Consider the following 19,348-nt stretch of genomic DNA (forward strand, 5'->3'; position numbering starts at 1 on the left):
GGGCAGTTTCTGCCATCTCCGTAACTTCGAGATAAATGGCTTCCGTCATTTTCCCAGAATGTTGATTGCTTTTTTTAATACTTCAAGGGCATCCTGTGCATCTCGTAATTCTCGTTTTAATCGTGCGATTTCTTTTGCTTCATCAGAAGCATAGTTACCGGAACCTCGGCTTTCAATATCACCTGTTTCACGCAGTTCTTTCTGCCAGCGTGATAAAGTCTGCTGACTGATTCCTAAATTTGTAGCACAGCCCTGCAGTCCTAAGGTCTTGTGATCATGATAATACTGGACTGCATCCAGCTTAAATTGTTTGTCATAGTGCTTTGCCATAATGAGATCCTCCTTCAGTGCGGTACCTACATTGTACCATAATTTTTCTTATAAGGAATTCTCATTTTGACTTGTACTATTTATATTCTAACACCATATATCATTTCGTACAATAGAATAGTATAATTGAATTAAGAGGAAAAGCGAAAGGAGGACTGGAATATGGGTATTTTTGTAACTTTGTAATAGCAAGGTGTATCAATGCTATTACGCCTTGCTAATCAGAAATAATATTAAAATTGATTAGGAGGCAAAATTATGTCATATTTTAAGTATCAGTCAAAAAGAATATTTTATAAAGAAATAGGGTGCGGAAAACCACTTATCATGTTGCATGGAGATGCAGTTTCTTCAACTATGTTTGAAATGCTGTTGCCGTTATATCAAGAACATTTTCGAGTGATTTTGATAGATTTTTTAGGAAATGGGAAATCAGACAGAGTGAAGAAAATTCCAGCAGATTTATGGAGTTCACAGGCTCATCAGGTTATTACGCTTATTGAACATTTAAAACTAGAAAAAGTAAATCTATTAGGAACAAGTGGCGGGGCTTGGGTTGCTGTCAATACAGCTTTAGAACGTCCAGACCTTATAGAAAAAGTAATTGCAGATAGTTTTGACGGCAGAAGACTAGATCAAAATTTTGTGGAAAATCTACTGAAAGAGCGTGAATATGCAAAACATGATACATACGGCAAACAGTTTTACGAATGGTGTCAGGGTGAAGATTGGGAAACGGTTGTAGACCTTAATACACAGGCACTTGTCGAGTGTGCAAAGAAAAAAATTCCATTGTTTTCTAAACCATTGGAAAGTTTGAGTATTCCGATTCTGTTTATAGGAAGTAAGCAAGATGATATGTGTCGAAAAGATATGTTAGAGGAATACGCGGAAATGAAAAAACTGGTTAAGCATGGCAGCATACATACTTTTGATACTGGTGGACACCCAACTATTGTCACAAATGCAGAAAAATTCGCAGATATTGTTTTACATTTTCTGAATGATTAAAGAATTGGGAGTGTCGCAAAATAACTGGTTAAATTCAGTTATGGAGCGATACTCCTAACTTTTTGCAAAAAAATGAGAAAATTAGAAGAAAGCGAGGATAATTAACATGAATTTCGGGCAAAATTTGTATCAATGTTTTTAAGCAACGCACAGAGCTTAGTGCTTATAGCGATTGTGGTAATCGGTATCTACTTAAGGATATGCAGGCAAAAGTCGGCTGTGAATATATTTCAGACCTGCCCTTTGAGGTGGACGGATATTCGGGTTTTGTATTTAAAGCAAAATCGGGCAGACCGCTTATGCCGAATGGCGTAAATAGTGTTTTATATAACATTGTAGACGCATATAACAAAACCGAAGTAGAAAATGCTTGACACCAAAAAAATAAAAATTGGTGTCAAATTGGTGTCAAAACAGAAAAAATCACAATTTTAGAAGATATAAAGGATTGCAAACCATTGATTTTACTGGGTTTGCAAAAAAATATGAAAAATATTAGCACTCAACTCTTGACATTGCTGACAGTAAGTGTTATACATAATGTAGAACAAGCAAAAGTAGAGGAGGAGTGACATATGAATATAAACAAATTTACACAGAAATCATTGCAGGCAGTGCAGGGTTGTGAAAAGATTGCTTACGATTATGGCAATCAGGAAGTGGAACAGGAACATTTATTGTACTCTCTTCTTACACAGGAAGATAGTTTGATTTTGAAATTGCTGGAAAAGATGAACATACAGAAAGAATTATTTATCAATCGTGTGGAAGAAGCCCTCAGAAAAAGGGTGAAAGTGCAAGGCGGACAAATTTATATCGGGCAGGATTTGAATAAAGTTTTAATTCATTCTGATGATGAGGCGACGCAGATGGGAGACGAATATGTTTCCGTAGAGCATATTTTCCTTTCCTTATTGAAATATCCAAACAGGGAGATAAAAACTATTTTTAAAGAGTTTGGAATTACGAGAGAACTATTTTTACAGGCTCTTTCCACAGTGAGAGGAAATCAGAGAGTGACAAATGATAATCCTGAGGCAACTTATGATACATTGAATAAATATGGAACAGATTTGGTGGAGCGTGCGAGAGAACAGAAATTAGACCCTGTTATCGGACGAGATGCGGAGATAAGGAATGTTATCCGTATTCTTTCCCGCAAAACAAAAAATAATCCGGTATTAATCGGAGAACCCGGAGTTGGTAAGACGGCAGCAGTGGAAGGATTGGCACAGCGTATCGTTCGTGGTGACGTCCCGGAAGGGCTAAAAGATAAGACAATATTTGCACTGGACATGGGTGCGTTAGTTGCAGGAGCAAAATACAGAGGTGAGTTTGAAGAAAGATTAAAGGCGGTACTGGAGGAAGTTAAAAGCAGCGATGGAAAAATAATTCTTTTCATTGATGAATTGCACACAATTGTAGGCGCAGGCAAAACGGACGGTGCGATGGACGCAGGGAATATGTTAAAACCAATGCTTGCCAGAGGAGAGTTACACTGTATCGGTGCCACAACATTAGATGAATACAGACAATATATTGAAAAAGATGCCGCATTGGAGAGAAGGTTCCAGCCGGTTATGGTGGAAGAGCCTACCGTGGAGGACGCTATTTCTATTTTAAGAGGATTGAAGGAACGATATGAAGTATTCCACGGAGTGAAGATTACAGATGGGGCGCTGGTATCGGCAGCAGTGTTATCCAACAGATATATTTCGGACCGTTTTCTTCCGGACAAAGCGATTGACTTAGTTGATGAAGCGTGTGCTTTAATTAAGACGGAACTGGATTCCATGCCGACAGAATTGGACGAGTTGAGAAGACGTATCATGCAGTTGGAGATTGAGGAGGCTGCATTAAAGAAAGAAAATGACAGGTTAAGTCAGGACAGACTTGTAAATCTTCAAAAAGAACTGGGAGAACTTCGAGATGAATTTGCAGGCAGAAAGGCACAGTGGGATAACGAAAAGGCTTCCGTGGAGAAAGTACAGAAAATCCGTGAAGAAATGGAAGCATTGAATAAAGAAATTCAGAAAGCACAGCGTTCTTATGATTTGGAAAAAGCGGCTGAGTTGCAGTACGGAAAACTTCCGCAGTTACAAAAACAACTGGCTGAGGAAGAGGAGAAAGTCAAAGCAAGAGAACTTACGCTTGTACATGAAAGTGTAACGGACGAAGAAATTGCAAAAATCATTTCCAGATGGACAGGCATACCTGTAGCAAAATTAAATGAAAGTGAAAGAAATAAAACGCTTCATTTGGAAGAGGAACTTCATAAACGTGTTATCGGGCAGGACGAGGGTGTTACGAAAGTGACAGAGGCAATTATCCGTTCAAAAGCAGGTATCAAAGACCCGAGTAAACCAATCGGTTCATTTCTGTTTCTTGGACCTACAGGTGTAGGTAAAACGGAACTTGCAAAGGCGCTTGCGGAAAGTCTGTTTGACGATGAAAACAATATGGTCAGAATTGACATGAGTGAGTATATGGAGAAATATTCCGTATCCAGATTAATCGGAGCGCCTCCGGGATATGTGGGATATGATGAAGGCGGGCAGTTGACGGAGGCAGTAAGGAGAAAACCGTATTCAGTTGTTCTTTTTGATGAAATTGAAAAGGCACACCCGGACGTATTTAACGTATTGCTTCAGGTGCTTGATGACGGACGTATTACGGATTCACAGGGAAGAACGGTAGATTTTAAGAATACGATTCTGATCATGACATCAAATATCGGTTCGGCCTACCTGTTAGACGGAATTGATGGTGACGGAAACATTCAAAAAGAGAGCGAAGAACTGGTGATGAGAGATTTGCGTAACCATTTCAGACCGGAATTTTTGAACCGTTTAGATGAAACGATTATGTTTAAACCGTTGACGAAATCAAATATTTGTGACATCATTGACTTGTTAGTAAAAGATATTAATCATCGATTAGAAGAGAAAGAAATTTCCATTGAACTGACGCAGGCGGCAAAAGCAATGATTACGGAGAGAGGGTACGAAGCAATGTACGGTGCAAGACCGCTTAAGAGATATTTGCAGAAACATGTGGAGACTCTTGCAGCTAAACTTATTTTGGCAGATAAGGTAAAAAGTCAGGATATAATTTTAATCGATGTGGAAAACAATGAATTAAAAGCAAGTGTAAGAGGATAAGATGACACCGATTATTTTTCATATTGATGTAAATTCAGCATATTTAAGTTGGACGGCAGTAGAAAAGTTAAAACAGGGAGCGGATATAGATTTAAGGGAGATTCCTGCCATTATCGGCGGTAATCAGGAATCAAGACACGGAGTTGTTTTGGCAAAATCTGTTCCGGCAAAAAGATATGGCATTCGTACGGGGGAACCTGTTGCGAATGCCTTTCGTAAGTGTCCGAATCTGATTATGGAACCACCTAACCATAAAATGTATAGTATATATAGTAAGGAACTAATGGAGTTTTTAAGGCAGTATACATCAGATATTGAGCAGGTGAGTGTTGACGAATGCTATATGGATTTTACGGGAATTGCGTACAAATATACATCTCCCGTAGAGGCGGCAGTGGAGATAAAGAATAAGATTTTGGAACAGTTTGGGTTTACGGTCAATATAGGGATTTCAACGAATAAACTGCTGGCAAAGATGGCATCAGATTTTGAGAAGCCAAACCGTGTTCACACGCTGTTTCCAGAGGAAGTTTCAAAGAAAATGTGGCCCCTTCCGGTGTCAAGTTTATATATGGCGGGAAGAGCAAGTGTGGAAGTGTTGAGAAAACTGGAGATAAATACAATAGGTGAACTTGCCGGAACGAATCCGCGCATATTGGAACTGCATCTGAAAAGTCATGGAAAGATGCTTTGGGAATTTGCAAACGGAATTGACCATGCAAAAGTACAGTCGGAAGAGACAAATGCGAAGGGGATAGGCAATTCAACAACTCTGGCGAGAGATGTTGCTGACAAAGAGACGGCGAAAGAAGTGCTTCTTTGGCTTTCGGAAAGTGTGGGTAAACGGCTCAGAAAAGCAGGGCAGAAAGCACAGATGATAAGTGTGGAAATCAAGTATTATAATTTCCGGAGTGTATCTCATCAGAGGCAGATGAGAAGGGCAGCGTATGAGGATAAAACTTTATATGAGAATGCATGCGCGCTTTTTGAGGAATTGTGGAATGGAGAGCCGATAAGACTTCTGGGAATCCGCACGTCCAAACTGGTGGAAGAAACGGCGCCGGAACAGTTAAGTATATTTGATATACAACAGGAGAAGCCAAAAGATGAAAAACATAGAAAATTAGATAAAGCATTGGACGAGATAAGAAAACGTTTCGGAGAAGACGCGGTGAAACGTGGAACATTTCTAAAATAGTAGGGAAAGGCAGTGGCATATGAAACTGACAAATCTGCTACGACCGATAAAATACAGTATATTACAGGGAGAATCAGAACCGGATATTGAGAAAGTGACACACGATTCGAGAGAAGTGGAAAGAGATACACTGTTTGTCTGTATAAAAGGTTCGGCTACAGACGGAGCATTATATGTCGGTGAAGCGGTAGAAAAAGGAGCGGTTGCCATTTTAGCGGACAGAAGAATAGAAGTACCTAGGGAAGTTACTTTTATTTTGGTAGAGAATGTGAGGGAAACACTGGCAAAAATAGCAAGTGTATTCTACGGAGAGCCGTCAAAAGAAATGACAGTCATAGGCATCACGGGAACAAAGGGAAAAACAACGACAGCCTATATGATTTATCATATTTTAGAGCAGTCGGGTTACAAAGTGGGGCTTATCGGGACGATTGAAATCCGTATCGGAGAAAAGAGAATACCGGCGAAAAATACATCACCGGAATCCGTAAATATACAGAGATTTTTAAGGGAGATGGTTCGGCAGAAATGTGATATCGCTGTCATGGAAGTGTCCTCACAGGGACTGAAACTGCACAGAACTGATGAAATACAGTTTGATATAGGGATATTTACCAATCTGGGAAAAGACCACATTGGAAAATTTGAACATAAAGATTTTGAAGAATATAAAAATTGTAAGGCGAAATTGTTTAGTCAGAGTGATTTTGGAATTGCAAATATGGACAGTCCGTATTGGAGGGAAATGTTTCTGCGCGCGAACTGTGATGTGGAGACGGTTGGATTTTCTAAGGAGGCAGATTATTATGCTTCAGATGAAGTGGTGACAAGAAAAAGCGGGCGGCTGGGAATTCGGTATCGGCTTAATGGAAAAGATCGGGGCGATATTGTTCTGTCCATGGCGGGCAGATTTAATATTTATAATTCTTTATGTGCCATAGCGGTATGCAGAAGATTAGGCGTTTCGTTTGAAAAGATAAGACAATCGTTATGTAAGACACAGGTAAAGGGAAGAGTAGAGCAGATAAGTACAAATAAGGGGACGATCATACTGATTGACTATGCTCACAACGCAATGAGTTTACAAAGTATTTTAGAAATGGTACACTCATATCGTCCGCATCGGATTATCTGTATTTTTGGCTGTGGCGGAAACAGAGCAAAAGAACGCAGGTATGAAATGGGAAAAGTATCGGGCGCATTGGCAGATTTTACGATTATTACTTCTGATAATCCAAGATATGAAAACCCTCTACAGATTATGAGTGAAATAAGAGAAGGGGTGGAGGACGGAAATGGCAATTATTTGGAGATATGTAATCGGGAAGAAGCCATTCGTTATGGAATAAAATATGCGGGTGCTGCGGATATTATAGTGATTGCCGGAAAAGGGCATGAGGAGTATCAGGAAATAGAGGGAATCAGGTATCACATGACAGACAGGGAAGTAGTCTGTCACATTATAGATGAGGAAAAGAAAAATGTATGCAGATATTATTATTGATATTGCACATGAAAATGTAGACAGAGTGTTTCAATATATTGTTCCGCCACAGTTGGAGGGAAAATTAAAAGAGGGCATGGAGGTCCTCGTTCCTTTTGGTGCTGGAAATAGGGAGAAAAAAGGGTACATTGTAGGTTTTTCTGAAAAATGCAACTATGATTCCACTAAGATGAAGGTGATTCATGATATTTCAGATACGGCAGTGCAGATAGAGGGAAGGCTTGTGGCGCTGGCAGGCTGGATAAAGGAAAATTATGGGGGAACGATGATACAGGCATTGAAAACCGTTCTTCCGGTTAAACAGAAAAGTCAGGAGAAAATAAACAGAACAATCAAACTCCTTCTGACGCAGGAAGAGGCAGAACAAAAACTGGAAGAATTTTTGCACAAAAATATGAAGGCGAGAGCGAGAGTGCTGGCAGAACTTATGGATAACAAAGTACTTCCGGAAAGTATAGTGATAAAGAAGTTAAATGTTGCCCGCAATGTGATAAAGGCATTGGAGGAGCAGAAAATTTTATCCGTGGAATCGGAGAGGATATACCGCAATCCGGTAAAAGCCGGAGAAAGAAAATCTGCTGAAATTACTTATACAAAAGAGCAGGAAAATGCCATAAGATTATTTAAAGATGATTATGATAAAGGAATACGAAAAACATATCTGATTCACGGCGTAACAGGCAGCGGGAAAACGGAAGTATATATGGAAATGATTGAAAAGGTGATTCGGGAAGGAAAGCAGGCGGTTTTTCTTATCCCGGAAATTGCCCTTACCTATCAGACTGTGATGCGTTTTTATCAGCGATTTGGCGACAGAGTGTCCATCATGCATTCCCGATTGTCAGATGGAGAAAAGTATGACCAGATGATGAGGGCAAAAAATGGAGAAATAGATGTAATGATAGGACCCCGCTCGGCACTTTTTACCCCATTTGAAAAGTTGGGGCTGATTGTTATTGATGAGGAGCATGAGGCGACTTATAAAAGTGAGCAGATTCCGAGATACCATGCAAGGGAGACAGCGAGAAGGAGAGCGGAGATGGAAGGTGCGAGCGTAGTGCTTGGCTCGGCAACTCCCTCGGTGGATTCTTATTATAAAGCGCTCCACGGAGAATATGTTCTGTTGGAATTAAAGTGTAGGGCAACAGGTCAGCAGCTTCCGGAAATGTACACGGTGGATTTGCGTGAGGAACTGAAAAGTGGAAACCGTTCTATTATCAGTGACAGACTGAGAACTCTTATGTCAGACAGATTGAAAAAGAGAGAACAGATTATTTTATTTATCAACCGCAGGGGATATGCAGGGTTTGTTTCCTGTCGGTCCTGCGGCTACGTGGCAAAGTGTCCGCACTGTGACGTGGCGTTGTCTGCGCATAAAAATGGAAAACTGGTGTGTCACTATTGTGGTTATGAAGAACCGATGCATACAAGTTGTCCCGAATGCGGGTCGCGACACATCGGAGGCTTTAGAGCGGGAACACAGCAGATAGAGGAACTTGTGAAAAAAGAATTTCCGACAGCGGGAGTGCTGAGAATGGATATGGATACGACGAAGGCAAAAGACGGTCACGAGAAAATTTTATCGGCTTTTGCAAATGAGGAGGCGGATATACTGATTGGAACGCAGATGATTGTAAAAGGGCATGATTTTCCAAATGTCACTTTAGTAGGCATATTGGCTGCGGATTTATCACTCTATGCGGACGATTATCGGGCAGGGGAAAGAACATTTCAACTGCTGACACAGGCGGGTGGCCGGGCAGGACGCGGCGAAAAGAAAGGTGAAGTAGTGATTCAGACATACAGTCCGGAGCATTACTGTATTCAGACAGCGTCCAGACAGGATTATGAAGCGTTTTACGAGGCAGAAATCAATTACAGGGAACTTATGGGGTACCCTCCGGCAGAGCAGTTGCTTGCCATTTATCTGACAAGTGAAGATGAGAAGTTGTTGGAAAGAGGGGCACATTTCCTTAAAGAGTATGCAGAAAGAGTAAATAAAAGAAAAGAATACCGGATTATCGGTCCTGTAAGTCCTTATGTGGAAAAAATAAATGATGTTTACAGAAAATTAATTTATATAAAACAGGAAAGATATGGTATGCTAATAGATATGAAAGATTTTTTAGAAAAATATATTGAGGTGAACTCCGGATTTCAGAGGATAAGAATTCAGTTTGACTTTAATCCGGTGAACGTATTTTAGAAGGGAGCAGACAATGGCTATTAGAGAAATCAGAAAAATAGGCGATGAAGTTTTAACAAAGAAATGTAAAGAAGTAAAAACAATTACACCGAGAACAGTAGAACTTATTGAAGATATGTTTGACACAATGTATGACGAAATGGGTGTGGGACTTGCCGCATCACAGGTAGGCATATTAAAGAGAATTGTTACGATTGACGTGGGGGAAGGTCCAATCCTTCTTATTAATCCGGAAATTATTGAGACAAGCGGAGAACAGACAGGAGATGAAGGCTGTCTCAGTGTTCCGGGCAAAGCAGGTCAGGTGACACGACCTTTTTATGCAAAAGTGCGGGCGTGCGACATTGATATGCAGCCTTTTGAAATAGAGGGAGAAGGACTTTTAGCGAGAGCGTTCTGCCATGAGATTGATCATCTGGACGGTCATTTATATGTAGATAAGGTAGAGGGCGAACTGCACGACGTTTCTTACGGGGAGGAAGAGTAAGATGAGAGTAATTTTTATGGGAACTCCGGATTTTTCTGTCGGAACTTTGGAAGAACTGATTCATGCAGGTCATGAAGTTGTGCTGGCGGTTACACAGCCGGACAAACCAAAAGGAAGAGGAAAAGAAATGCAGTTTACTCCGGTCAAGGAAGTTGCGCTGCAGCACGGCATACCTGTATTTCAGCCGAAGAAAATCCGTGATGCTGAAAGTATAGAAAAACTTAGAGAATATCCGGCAGATGTGATGGTAGTTGTGGCTTTTGGTCAGATTGTACCAAAAGAGATTTTGGAGATGACACCGTATGGCTGTATCAATGTACATGCCTCACTTCTTCCTAAATACAGGGGAGCAGCGCCGATTCAATGGTCTCTCATTGACGGAGAAAGCGTTACCGGAGTGACGACAATGCAGATGGACGAAGGTCTGGATACGGGGGACATGCTTCTTAAGACGGAAATTCCGATTTCTCCAAAAGAAACAGGGGGAAGTCTTCACGACAAACTGGCAGAAGCAGGGGCAAAACTGTGTGTGGAGACATTAAAGGCGTTGGAAGAGAAAACAGTTACAGGAGAAAAACAGGGCGAAACTCCTACTGCGTATGCGAGAATGTTAGATAAAAAATTGGGAAATATTGACTGGAGTAAAGGGGCGGCAGAAATCGAAAGATTAATCCGAGGACTAAATCCGTGGCCAAGTGCATATACTATGTGGGAAGGCAAAGTGATGAAAATTTGGGAAGCGGAAATTTTTGAAGGACAAAAGGAAAATGAGCCGGGAACAGTTGTGAAAGTGGAGAAGGACGGATTTTTCGTGCAGACGGGAAATGGACTTCTTAAAATAACACAGTTACAGATTCCGGGAAAGAAGAGAATGGAAGCGGGGGCATTTTTAAGAGGATATTCCATAAAAGAACAGACAAAATTAGGATAGTTTAGAAAGTAGAGGTAGTAATTATTATGTATTATCCAATGTATTTTGACCCGACATATATTTTAATTATCGCGGGAATGATAATCAGTCTTATCGCGTCAGCAAGAGTAAAAAGTACATTTGCAAAATATCAGCGTGTAGCAAACCACTCCGGTATGACAGGAAGAGATGCGGCGGAGAGAATCCTGCACGGTGCGAATATATATGATGTGCGTATTGAGAGAGTTTCAGGACATCTGACAGATCACTATGACCCGAGAGACAAGGTGCTTCGTCTGTCTGACAGCACATACCAGTCGGCGTCAGTAGCGTCAGTCGGTGTTGCGGCACATGAATGCGGACATGCTATCCAGCATGCGACAGGATATGCACCGCTTCGGTTCAGAGGGGCATTAGTTCCTGTGGCAAATTTCGGAGCGACAATTGCATGGCCGCTAATTTTGCTTGGATTTTTTATTAACAGTCGCTCATCAGATTTATTTATACACTTAGGTATTATTGCTTTTTCACTCTCAGTGTTATTTCAACTTGTCACTCTTCCGGTAGAATTTAATGCGTCCAGACGTGCTGTCAGAATTTTAGGGAGCAGTGGAATGCTATATCAGAATGAAGTGGCAGAAACGAAAAAAGTATTAGATGCGGCTGCGCTGACATATGTGGCAAGTGCGGCAGGTTCGATTTTGCAGTTACTTCGTATTCTTATTATTGCGGGAGGAAGAAGAGGAAATGACTAAGCAGATCAGCGAAAGAGAAATTGTATTAGGAATTTTGCTTGAAATTACAAAAGAGGGTGGATACAGCCACATTGTGCTTAGGAACACTCTGGAAAAATATCAGTATCTGGACAAAAAAGAACGCGCATTTATCACAAGGGTAGTGGAAGGTACGCTGGAGCATTTGATTGAGATTGATTACATAATCAATCAGTTTTCAAAAGTGAAGGTAAATAAAATGAAACCCGTTATCCGCACAATCATTAGGAACTCTGTCTATCAGATAAAATATATGGACAGTGTTCCTAATTCTGCTGTCTGCAACGAAGCGGTAAAACTGGCAGAAAAGAAAGGATTTTTCCAATTAAAAGGATTTGTGAACGGAGTGTTACGGAATATTGACAGAAATGTAAGCAATATTCAATATCCCGATAAAAAGAATATGGTAGAATATATGTCGATAAAATATTCTATGCCAATCTGGATACTGGAAGAGTGGGGGAAATCTTATGATTTTTCAGTGATAGAGAGGATTCTTCAAGGTTTCCTGGAGGAAAAAGGGACAACTATCCGCTGTAATTTAAACAAAATTTCTAAAGAAGAACTTGTGGAAAAGTTGAAAAAGGAGAATGTGCGTGTGAAGGAACACGCATATCTGCCATATGCTTTGGAAATTTCAGGGTATAATTATCTTGGAGATATGGAAAGTTTCAGGGAAGGGGATTTTCAGGTGCAGGACATCAGTTCCATGCTTGTCTCTGAGATAGCAGACCCTAAGAAAGAAGATTACGTCATTGACGTCTGCTCAGCGCCGGGCGGAAAGGCTTTGCACATGGCGGATAAACTGGGTGAAACAGGATATGTGGAGGCAAGAGATTTAACGGATTACAAGGTGAGCCTGATAGAAGATAACATTGAGCGTTCCGGAATGAAAAATATCCGCGCGGTGAAACAGGACGCGTTAATCTGCGATGAGGAGTCAAAAGAAAAGGCAGATATTGTTCTTGCAGACCTTCCCTGTTCAGGACTTGGCGTTCTGGGGAAAAAGACAGATATCAAATATAAGATGACAAGAGAAACTCAGCAAGAACTGAAAAAACTGCAGAGAAAAATATTATCGGTTGTGCAGAATTACACAAAACCGGGAGGAACACTTGTATACAGTACCTGTACGATTAATGAGGAAGAAAATATTGGGAATGTGCGGTGGTTTTTGAAGCAGTATCCTCAATATCAGTTAGTCTCAGTGGAAGACAGGTTGTGCGATGAACTGAAACCGTCCGTGAAAGAGGGCTGCCTTCAGTTACTTCCGGGAATACATAACAGTGATGGATTTTTTATAGCGAAGTTCAGAAAGGATTAGCATGGAAAAGAAAGATATTCGCTCTTACACACTGGAAGAGTTAAAAAAAGAGTTGGAAAGCATAGGAGAAAAGCCTTTCCGAAGTAAACAGATATACAGTTGGTTACATGAGAAACTGGCGGATTCTTTTGAAGAAATGACAAATTTATCAAAAGCATTGCGTGAGAAACTGGAAAAGGATTATGAAATTTATCCGGTGACAATGGTGGAAAGACAGGTTTCTAAATTAGATGGGACAAATAAATTTTTGTTTGCCCTTAGAGATAACCATGTTGTGGAAAGCGTGCTGATGCGATATAAACATGGAAATTCTGTCTGTATATCCTCTCAGGTCGGCTGCCGTATGGGGTGCAGGTTTTGTGCTTCCACATTGGACGGGCTTGCAAGAAATTTAACTCCTTCGGAAATGCTTGGGCAAATTTATCAGATACAGAAGATAACAGGGGAGAGGGTTTCCAATATTGTCATTATGGGAACAGGAGAACCTTTAGATAATTACGAAAATTTCGTCCGCTTTATTAAACTGATAAGCGATGAAAACGGATTACATGTCAGTCAGAGGAATATTACTGTATCCACTTGTGGAATTGTTCCGAATATGAAGAGGCTTGCCGAAGAGAAATTTCAGATTACGCTGGCGCTTTCCCTTCACGGTTCAACGCAGGAAAAGAGAAGAGAACTGATGCCGGTGGCAAATAAATATGAATTAAAAGAGGTACTTGAAGCCTGTGACAACTACTTTGACAGGACGGGAAGAAGAATTACTTTTGAGTACAGTCTTGTGCAGGGAGTAAATGACAGGGAAGAAGATGCAGGGGAACTGATATCCATTTTAAAACCACGAAACTGCCACTTAAATCTGATTCCGGTGAATCCGATTAAGGAAAGAAATTTTGAAAAACCGACACGGCAGAATGCGGAAAAATTCAAAAATAAACTTGAAAAAAGTGGAATAAATGTTACTATAAGAAGAGAAATGGGCTCTGATATTGACGGGGCCTGTGGACAACTTCGAAGACGCTACTCGGAGAAAAGTAAAATATAAGGAGAAGTTTATGAAGATATTTTCATTGACGGACATAGGCAGAAAGCGTGAAGTAAATCAGGATTATGTATATGTAACAGATAAGCCTGTCGGTCATGTTCCGAATCTGTTTGTTGTTGCAGACGGTATGGGAGGCCACAAGGCAGGAGACTTTGCGTCAAAATATGCAGTGCAGGTTTTAGAGGAACATGTCAGAAATCATTCGGGAATGGGTCCTGAGTTGATTATCACTGACGCTGTCCGGGAAGCAAACAGAAAAATTGTGGAGAAGGCAAAACAGGATACCGGCCTGGAAGGAATGGGTACAACTCTTGTAGTTGCAACAATTATTGAACATACACTGTATTTTGCAAATGTCGGAGACAGCAGACTGTATTTAATCAGAGATGAGATAAAACAGTTATCGAAAGACCATTCTCTTGTGGAAGAAATGGTTCGTTTAGGGGGAATAAATGAGGAGGAAGCCAAACATCACCCGGATAAGAATATTATTACAAGAGCAATCGGGGCAAAAGATGATGTGGAAGTGGACTTCTTTGAATATCGCTTGCAGAAGGGCGATATCATTTTGATGTGCACTGACGGCCTGACAAACATGGTTGATGATGATGAGATATTCAGAATCGTCAAAGGTGGGAGAGATGTCGTGGAGACTGCAATGCAATTAGTAGAAAAAGCAAATGAGAACGGCGGAAAGGACAATATTGGGATTGTGCTTGTCGAACCATTTGCATGTGAGGTGAATGTATAATGAAAGATGGAATTTTTATAGGGGATCGCTATGAGGTGCTGAGCAAAGTCGGCTCAGGCGGAATGGCAGATGTATACAAAGGAAAAGACCATAAATTAAACCGCTTTGTAGCGATTAAAATTTTGAAAAAAGAATACAGGGAAGATGAACTCTTTGTAAGAAAATTTCAATCAGAAGCGCAGGCGGCGGCAGGGCTTATGCACCCGAATATTGTAAATGTGTATGATGTGGGTGAGGAAAGCGGCTTATATTATATGGTGATGGAACTGGTGGAAGGAATTACGCTGAAAGACTACATCACTAAAAAAGGTGTTTTGTCATCAAAAGAAGTTATCAGTATTGCGATTCAGGTTGCAAATGGAATTGAAGCGGCACACTTACACAATATCGTTCACAGAGATATTAAACCGCAGAACATTATTATTTCCAAAGAAGGAAAAGTAAAGGTAACGGATTTTGGTATTGCGAAAGCAACATCATCAAACACCATCAGCACAAACGCACTGGGTTCTGTGCATTATACTTCGCCTGAGCAGGCAAGAGGCGGATTCAGTGATTTTAAGAGTGATATTTATTCGCTCGGTATTACGATGTATGAGATGGCTACAGGACATCTCCCGTTTGATGGAGATACGGCGGTTTCCATCGCAATTAAACATCTTCAGGAAGAAATTACGCCACCATCAGAATATGTGGAAGATATTCCGTTTAGCTTAGAGCAGATCATTTTGAAATGTACACAGAAAAGTGCGGACAGAAGATACCAGGACGTTGCTTCTTTAAAAGAAGATTTGAAACATTCTCTAGTGGATCCGGACGGTGATTTTGTCGTTATCGGTCCTATGCGTACGATGGACGAAACAGTAATGTTTAATCCTGACGATGTGCGCAAAGCAAAAAGAGAGACATCGTATGATGAAGATGATTTTTCAGAGGAGGATTATGATGATTACGATGACTTTGAAGATGATGATGACGATTATGATAAAAAAGGCCGAAAGAAGAATGGTGATGTGAATCCGAAGATGGCAAAAATGATGAAAGTGCTGACGATTGTTGCGGTTGTTATCATTGTGTTCATCGTTGTGTTCATTATAGGAAAAGCAACAGGACTGTTAAAGTTCGGTCCTTCAATTAATTTGGAAGATGATGCAGATAAAAACGAAAAAGTAAAAGTTCCTGATTTAAGAGGAATGACAGAAGAAAAAGCGAAAAAAGTTTTAAAAGATAAAAAATATGACATGACATTAGTTGTAGATTCAGAAGAAGAATCAACAACATACGAAAAAGGTCAGATTATCAAACAGACTCCGGGCAGCAACAAAGAAGTAAAGAAAAAAACCGTAATTAAAGTTGTGATCAGTTCCGGTAAAAAAGAAGAGACAAAGGCTATTCCTGATGTATCGGGAAAAGATCAGAGCGAAGCGTTACAGTTATTAAGTGAAGCCGGATTTACAAATGTAAAAGTGGATAAATCAAGATTTGAGACAAGTTCTGAATATGACCAGGACGAAGTTATCCGCACGGAACCGTCTGCCAACACAGAAGTGGCATTAGATGAAGAAATCAATTTGATTGTAAGTCTTGGCGAAAATAAACCGGAAGTTCCGAATGTTATCGGTATGACACAGTCAAGCGCCGTTTCCGCACTGGAAGCGAAAGGTCTTGAAGTTTCCGTGGAGGAAGATTACCATGACAGCACGGAAAAAGGAAAAGTATTTTACCAGAGCAAACGTGCTGGCACTCGAGTGACAGAGGGAAGCACAATCATTATCCGTGTAAGTAAAGGAAAGAAACAGGTAGAAGTTACTGTTCCGGATATTATCGGTAAATCAAAAACTTATGCGAAAAACAGTTTGGAAGCGCAGCAGTTAGGTTACAGAGAAGTATATCAGGACAGCGATTTGCCGAAAGATACGGTTATTTCCTGCGACCCGGGTTCAGGCAAGAATGTTGTACAGGGAACTACAATTACGGTTTATATCAGCAGAGGCCCTTCAACAGATGGCGGTACAGGAACAGGCTCAGATAATTAACAGTAGGAAAAAGAGATGCAGGGGAAAATTATAAAAGGAATTGCCGGATTCTACTACGTTCACGTAGTAGAATTTGGCGTTTATGAATGCAAAGCAAAAGGTGCTTTCAGAAAAGAAAAAGTAAAGTTACTTGTCGGTGACAATGTAGAAATTGATATACTGAATGAAGAAAAGAAACTTGGAAACGTAGTTAAATTATTACCGAGAGAGAATGAACTGATTCGTCCGGCGGTGTCTAACATAGACCAGGCGCTTGTCGTATTTGCCATTACAAAGCCGAAACCTCATTTCAATTTACTGGACAGATTTCTTGTCATGATGGAAAGTAAAAAAATTCCCATTGTATTATGTTTTAATAAAAAAGATATTGCAGAGGAAAAGGAAATTCGGGAATTAGAAGAAATCTATTCTTCCTGCGGTTATCACATTATTTTTACAAGTGCAAAAGAGGAAGAGAACATAAAACTTGTGAAAGAAGTGTTAAAAGGAAAAACAACTGCGGTGGCAGGACCGTCAGGTGTAGGAAAATCTTCGCTAATCAATCTGTTTCAGTCGGAAATCCAGATGGAGACGGGCTGTATCAGTGAAAAAATAGAGAGAGGAAAACATACGACACGACATTCGGAACTGATTCCGATTGATGATAATTCTTATATTATGGATACGCCGGGATTTAGTTCTTTATATGTAAATGATTTTGAGAAAGAAGAATTGAAATACTATTTTCCGGAATTTGAACAATATGAGGGACTGTGTAAATTTAATGGCTGTGACCATATTCATGAGCCGAATTGCGCAGTGAAACAGGCAGTGGAAGAAGGAAAAATCCATAAAGTAAGATATGAAAATTATATAGAGATGTATAAAGAATTACAGGAGAAAAGGAGATACTAACAATGAAGTATATATTGGCGCCGTCCATATTGGCGGCAGATTTTAAAAAATTGGGGGAAGAGATTCAGGCAACAGAGAAAAGTGGAGCGGAGTATCTTCATTTTGATGTGATGGACGGATTGTTTGTACCAAGTATTTCCTTTGGAATGCCTGTGCTACAGTCGATCAAGAGTTGTACAAATCAGGTGATTGACGCTCATTTAATGATAAATGAGCCAATTCGCTATGTGGAAGCATTTCAAAAAGCGGGAGCAGATTTAATCACTGTGCATTTGGAGGCGTGTGAAGATGTTCATAAGACGCTCCAAAAAATTAAAGAGTGTGGAATGAAAGCTGGAATTTCCATCTGTCCTGACACACCGGTATCTGCATTGGAAGAATATGTAGAAGAAGCAGATATGATACTGATTATGTCAGTACACCCGGGATTTGGCGGACAGAAATTCATTGAGGATTCACTGACAAAAATCCGCATGACGCGAGAGATGCTTAACAGATATGGTCTGGAGACGGACATTCAGGTTGACGGCGGTATTTATACATCTAATGTAGAAAATGTGCTGAAGGCGGGAGCAAATATTATTGTTGCCGGTTCTGCTGTTTTCAAGGGAGATGCGAAAGAAAATACGAAAGAGTTTATGGAGATTTTAAAAAAATATGAATAGACGTGCAGTGATTGTAAGCGGTGGAACTATTCAGGAGGAATTTGTATATGCAAAACTCAAAGAATGGGAACAAGATGTGCTTATCGGAGTAGATAAAGGGGTAGAGTTTTTATACCGGCATCAGATAAAACCGGACTATATTGTAGGAGATTTTGACAGTCTTTCTGAAGAAATAGTACAGTTTTACAAGGAAAAGACAGATGTTTTTATACGGGAATTCAATCCGGAAAAAGATTACTCGGACACGGAGATCGCCGTATATCAGGCGATGGAATTAAATTGTGAAGAGATAATTCTTTTGGGGGCAACGGGAAGCCGTATTGATCATGTACTGGCGAACATTCAGGTGTTGGCTATACCGCACAAAAGAGGAATCCATGCGGAAATTCTCGATGAAAATAACAGAATTTCTCTTATCGAACATGAAAAGGTGTTGGAGAAAGAGAAGATGTATGGCAAATATTTTTCTGTATTTCCTTTGGACAGATGTATAGAAAAATTTTCTATTGCGGGAGCAAAATATCCGTTACACAATCACAGGTTATGTCCGTATGACAGTCTGTGCGTCAGCAACCAGGCACAGGAAGAACAGGTAAAGATAACATTTTCAGAAGGAATTGTTATTTTAATAGAAGCAAAAGATGAAAACTAGAAAAAATGAAGGCGAGGATAAAGTAAATGAAATTAGGAATCGTTATTATTCGCCTGATTTCATGTATGTCCGTATAAGTCGTTAAAAGCCTTTAAATGCTGATAGCTAGAGCATTTAGCGGATTTGGGACTCGGATATAACTCCATATAAATTCATATAAGTTTTTGAAAAATGGCCCACTTTGTGGCCCACTGGTTTTAGAAAGTTTTTTATTAAAGTCCTAATACAGTAGAAATGATGGAAAGTTTTTAAGTGGAGAAACGCATGATTCTAAATAAGTGATTGTTGTTGAAGTTAAGATTTCTATATGCAACAACACATATTCATAAGGTACGATTTAAGTAAAAAATCCTCATGACCATGAGGAAAACAAAAGCAAAAAGTATTCTGTGATAAAGTAT

Annotated in this window: 16 protein-coding genes and 1 pseudogene; 16 read left to right on the plus strand and 1 reads right to left on the minus strand. The window is 40.1% G+C overall.

Annotated elements, in window-relative coordinates:
- Positions 1-45: 45 nt before the first annotated feature.
- Positions 46-330 (minus strand): transposase, encoded by a 285-nt coding sequence (locus ACYQ35_RS04340; protein WP_459829726.1) that lies wholly within the window; start codon positions 328-330, stop codon positions 46-48.
- A 258-nt stretch (positions 331-588) separates the two neighbouring features.
- Here ACYQ35_RS04340 and ACYQ35_RS04345 point away from each other — a divergent pair, with 258 nt between their 5' ends.
- The 16 genes and pseudogenes from ACYQ35_RS04345 (at position 589) to ACYQ35_RS04420 (ending at position 18,947) form a co-directional block, all read left to right on the plus strand.
- Complete coding sequence (locus tag ACYQ35_RS04345; protein WP_009757479.1) at positions 589-1,341, plus strand: alpha/beta fold hydrolase; 753 nt, start codon at positions 589-591, stop codon at positions 1,339-1,341.
- Between the two features lie 239 nt (positions 1,342-1,580).
- A pseudogene (locus ACYQ35_RS04350) lies at positions 1,581-1,712 on the plus strand (site-specific integrase); the annotation flags it as partial.
- A 204-nt stretch (positions 1,713-1,916) separates the two neighbouring features.
- Positions 1,917-4,502 (plus strand): ATP-dependent chaperone ClpB, encoded by a 2,586-nt coding sequence (gene clpB, locus ACYQ35_RS04355; protein WP_459830660.1) that lies wholly within the window; start codon positions 1,917-1,919, stop codon positions 4,500-4,502.
- Between the two features lies 1 nt (position 4,503).
- Positions 4,504-5,700, plus strand: coding sequence for a Y-family DNA polymerase (locus ACYQ35_RS04360; protein ID WP_009757477.1), 1,197 nt, complete (start codon positions 4,504-4,506; stop codon positions 5,698-5,700).
- A gap of 19 nt (positions 5,701-5,719) precedes the next feature.
- Positions 5,720-7,204, plus strand: coding sequence for a UDP-N-acetylmuramoyl-L-alanyl-D-glutamate--2,6-diaminopimelate ligase (locus ACYQ35_RS04365; protein ID WP_459830668.1), 1,485 nt, complete (start codon positions 5,720-5,722; stop codon positions 7,202-7,204).
- Complete coding sequence (gene priA / locus ACYQ35_RS04370; protein ID WP_459830673.1) at positions 7,182-9,410, plus strand: replication restart helicase PriA; 2,229 nt, start codon at positions 7,182-7,184, stop codon at positions 9,408-9,410. The genes ACYQ35_RS04365 and priA overlap by 23 nt, the downstream gene beginning before the upstream one ends.
- Positions 9,411-9,423: 13 nt before the next feature.
- A complete protein-coding gene (gene def, locus ACYQ35_RS04375; RefSeq protein ID WP_009757474.1) occupies positions 9,424-9,897 on the plus strand; it encodes a peptide deformylase in 474 nt (157 codons plus the stop codon).
- A gap of 1 nt (position 9,898) precedes the next feature.
- Positions 9,899-10,828: a methionyl-tRNA formyltransferase gene (gene fmt / locus ACYQ35_RS04380; RefSeq protein WP_009757473.1), complete on the plus strand. Its 930-nt coding sequence runs from the start codon at positions 9,899-9,901 to the stop codon at positions 10,826-10,828.
- A 26-nt stretch (positions 10,829-10,854) separates the two neighbouring features.
- Entirely contained in the window at positions 10,855-11,562 is a 708-nt protein-coding gene (locus tag ACYQ35_RS04385; RefSeq protein ID WP_009757472.1) for a zinc metallopeptidase, read from the plus strand.
- Positions 11,555-12,904 carry a 16S rRNA (cytosine(967)-C(5))-methyltransferase RsmB gene (gene rsmB, locus ACYQ35_RS04390; RefSeq protein WP_009757471.1) on the plus strand — a complete coding sequence of 450 codons (1,350 nt, stop codon included), beginning with the start codon at positions 11,555-11,557 and terminating at the stop codon, positions 12,902-12,904. Before ACYQ35_RS04385 ends, rsmB begins: the two co-directional genes overlap by 8 nt.
- A 1-nt stretch (position 12,905) precedes the next feature.
- Positions 12,906-13,949 (plus strand): dual-specificity RNA methyltransferase RlmN, encoded by a 1,044-nt coding sequence (gene rlmN / locus ACYQ35_RS04395; RefSeq protein WP_009757470.1) that lies wholly within the window; start codon positions 12,906-12,908, stop codon positions 13,947-13,949.
- A 10-nt stretch (positions 13,950-13,959) separates the two neighbouring features.
- Positions 13,960-14,700 carry a Stp1/IreP family PP2C-type Ser/Thr phosphatase gene (locus tag ACYQ35_RS04400; RefSeq protein ID WP_009757469.1) on the plus strand — a complete coding sequence of 247 codons (741 nt, stop codon included), beginning with the start codon at positions 13,960-13,962 and terminating at the stop codon, positions 14,698-14,700.
- Positions 14,697-16,736, plus strand: a complete 2,040-nt coding sequence (gene pknB / locus ACYQ35_RS04405; protein WP_459830771.1) for a Stk1 family PASTA domain-containing Ser/Thr kinase — start codon at positions 14,697-14,699, stop codon at positions 16,734-16,736. Before ACYQ35_RS04400 ends, pknB begins: the two co-directional genes overlap by 4 nt.
- Positions 16,737-16,751: 15 nt before the next feature.
- Positions 16,752-17,630, plus strand: coding sequence for a ribosome small subunit-dependent GTPase A (gene rsgA, locus ACYQ35_RS04410; RefSeq protein WP_009757467.1), 879 nt, complete (start codon positions 16,752-16,754; stop codon positions 17,628-17,630).
- Between the two features lie 2 nt (positions 17,631-17,632).
- Positions 17,633-18,295, plus strand: a complete 663-nt coding sequence (rpe, locus tag ACYQ35_RS04415) for a ribulose-phosphate 3-epimerase (protein WP_459830687.1) — start codon at positions 17,633-17,635, stop codon at positions 18,293-18,295.
- Positions 18,288-18,947 carry a thiamine diphosphokinase gene (locus ACYQ35_RS04420; protein ID WP_459830690.1) on the plus strand — a complete coding sequence of 220 codons (660 nt, stop codon included), beginning with the start codon at positions 18,288-18,290 and terminating at the stop codon, positions 18,945-18,947. Before rpe ends, ACYQ35_RS04420 begins: the two co-directional genes overlap by 8 nt.
- The last annotated feature ends 401 nt before the right edge of the window (positions 18,948-19,348 follow it).

It is taken from the genome of Faecalimonas hominis, from assembly GCF_054660755.1.

Coding starts and splice junctions, on each gene's coding strand:
- ACYQ35_RS04420 (WP_459830690.1), top strand. CDS start 18,288: ATGAATAGACGTGCAGTGATTGTAAGCGGTGGAACTATTCAGGAGGAA.
- ACYQ35_RS04400 (WP_009757469.1), top strand. CDS start 13,960: ATGAAGATATTTTCATTGACGGACATAGGCAGAAAGCGTGAAGTAAAT.
- ACYQ35_RS04340 (WP_459829726.1), bottom strand. CDS start 330: ATGGCAAAGCACTATGACAAACAATTTAAGCTGGATGCAGTCCAGTAT.
- fmt (WP_009757473.1), top strand. CDS start 9,899: ATGAGAGTAATTTTTATGGGAACTCCGGATTTTTCTGTCGGAACTTTG.
- ACYQ35_RS04360 (WP_009757477.1), top strand. CDS start 4,504: ATGACACCGATTATTTTTCATATTGATGTAAATTCAGCATATTTAAGT.
- ACYQ35_RS04345 (WP_009757479.1), top strand. CDS start 589: ATGTCATATTTTAAGTATCAGTCAAAAAGAATATTTTATAAAGAAATA.
- rlmN (WP_009757470.1), top strand. CDS start 12,906: ATGGAAAAGAAAGATATTCGCTCTTACACACTGGAAGAGTTAAAAAAA.
- clpB (WP_459830660.1), top strand. CDS start 1,917: ATGAATATAAACAAATTTACACAGAAATCATTGCAGGCAGTGCAGGGT.
- priA (WP_459830673.1), top strand. CDS start 7,182: ATGTATGCAGATATTATTATTGATATTGCACATGAAAATGTAGACAGA.
- rpe (WP_459830687.1), top strand. CDS start 17,633: ATGAAGTATATATTGGCGCCGTCCATATTGGCGGCAGATTTTAAAAAA.
- ACYQ35_RS04365 (WP_459830668.1), top strand. CDS start 5,720: ATGAAACTGACAAATCTGCTACGACCGATAAAATACAGTATATTACAG.
- def (WP_009757474.1), top strand. CDS start 9,424: ATGGCTATTAGAGAAATCAGAAAAATAGGCGATGAAGTTTTAACAAAG.
- rsmB (WP_009757471.1), top strand. CDS start 11,555: ATGACTAAGCAGATCAGCGAAAGAGAAATTGTATTAGGAATTTTGCTT.
- rsgA (WP_009757467.1), top strand. CDS start 16,752: ATGCAGGGGAAAATTATAAAAGGAATTGCCGGATTCTACTACGTTCAC.
- ACYQ35_RS04385 (WP_009757472.1), top strand. CDS start 10,855: ATGTATTATCCAATGTATTTTGACCCGACATATATTTTAATTATCGCG.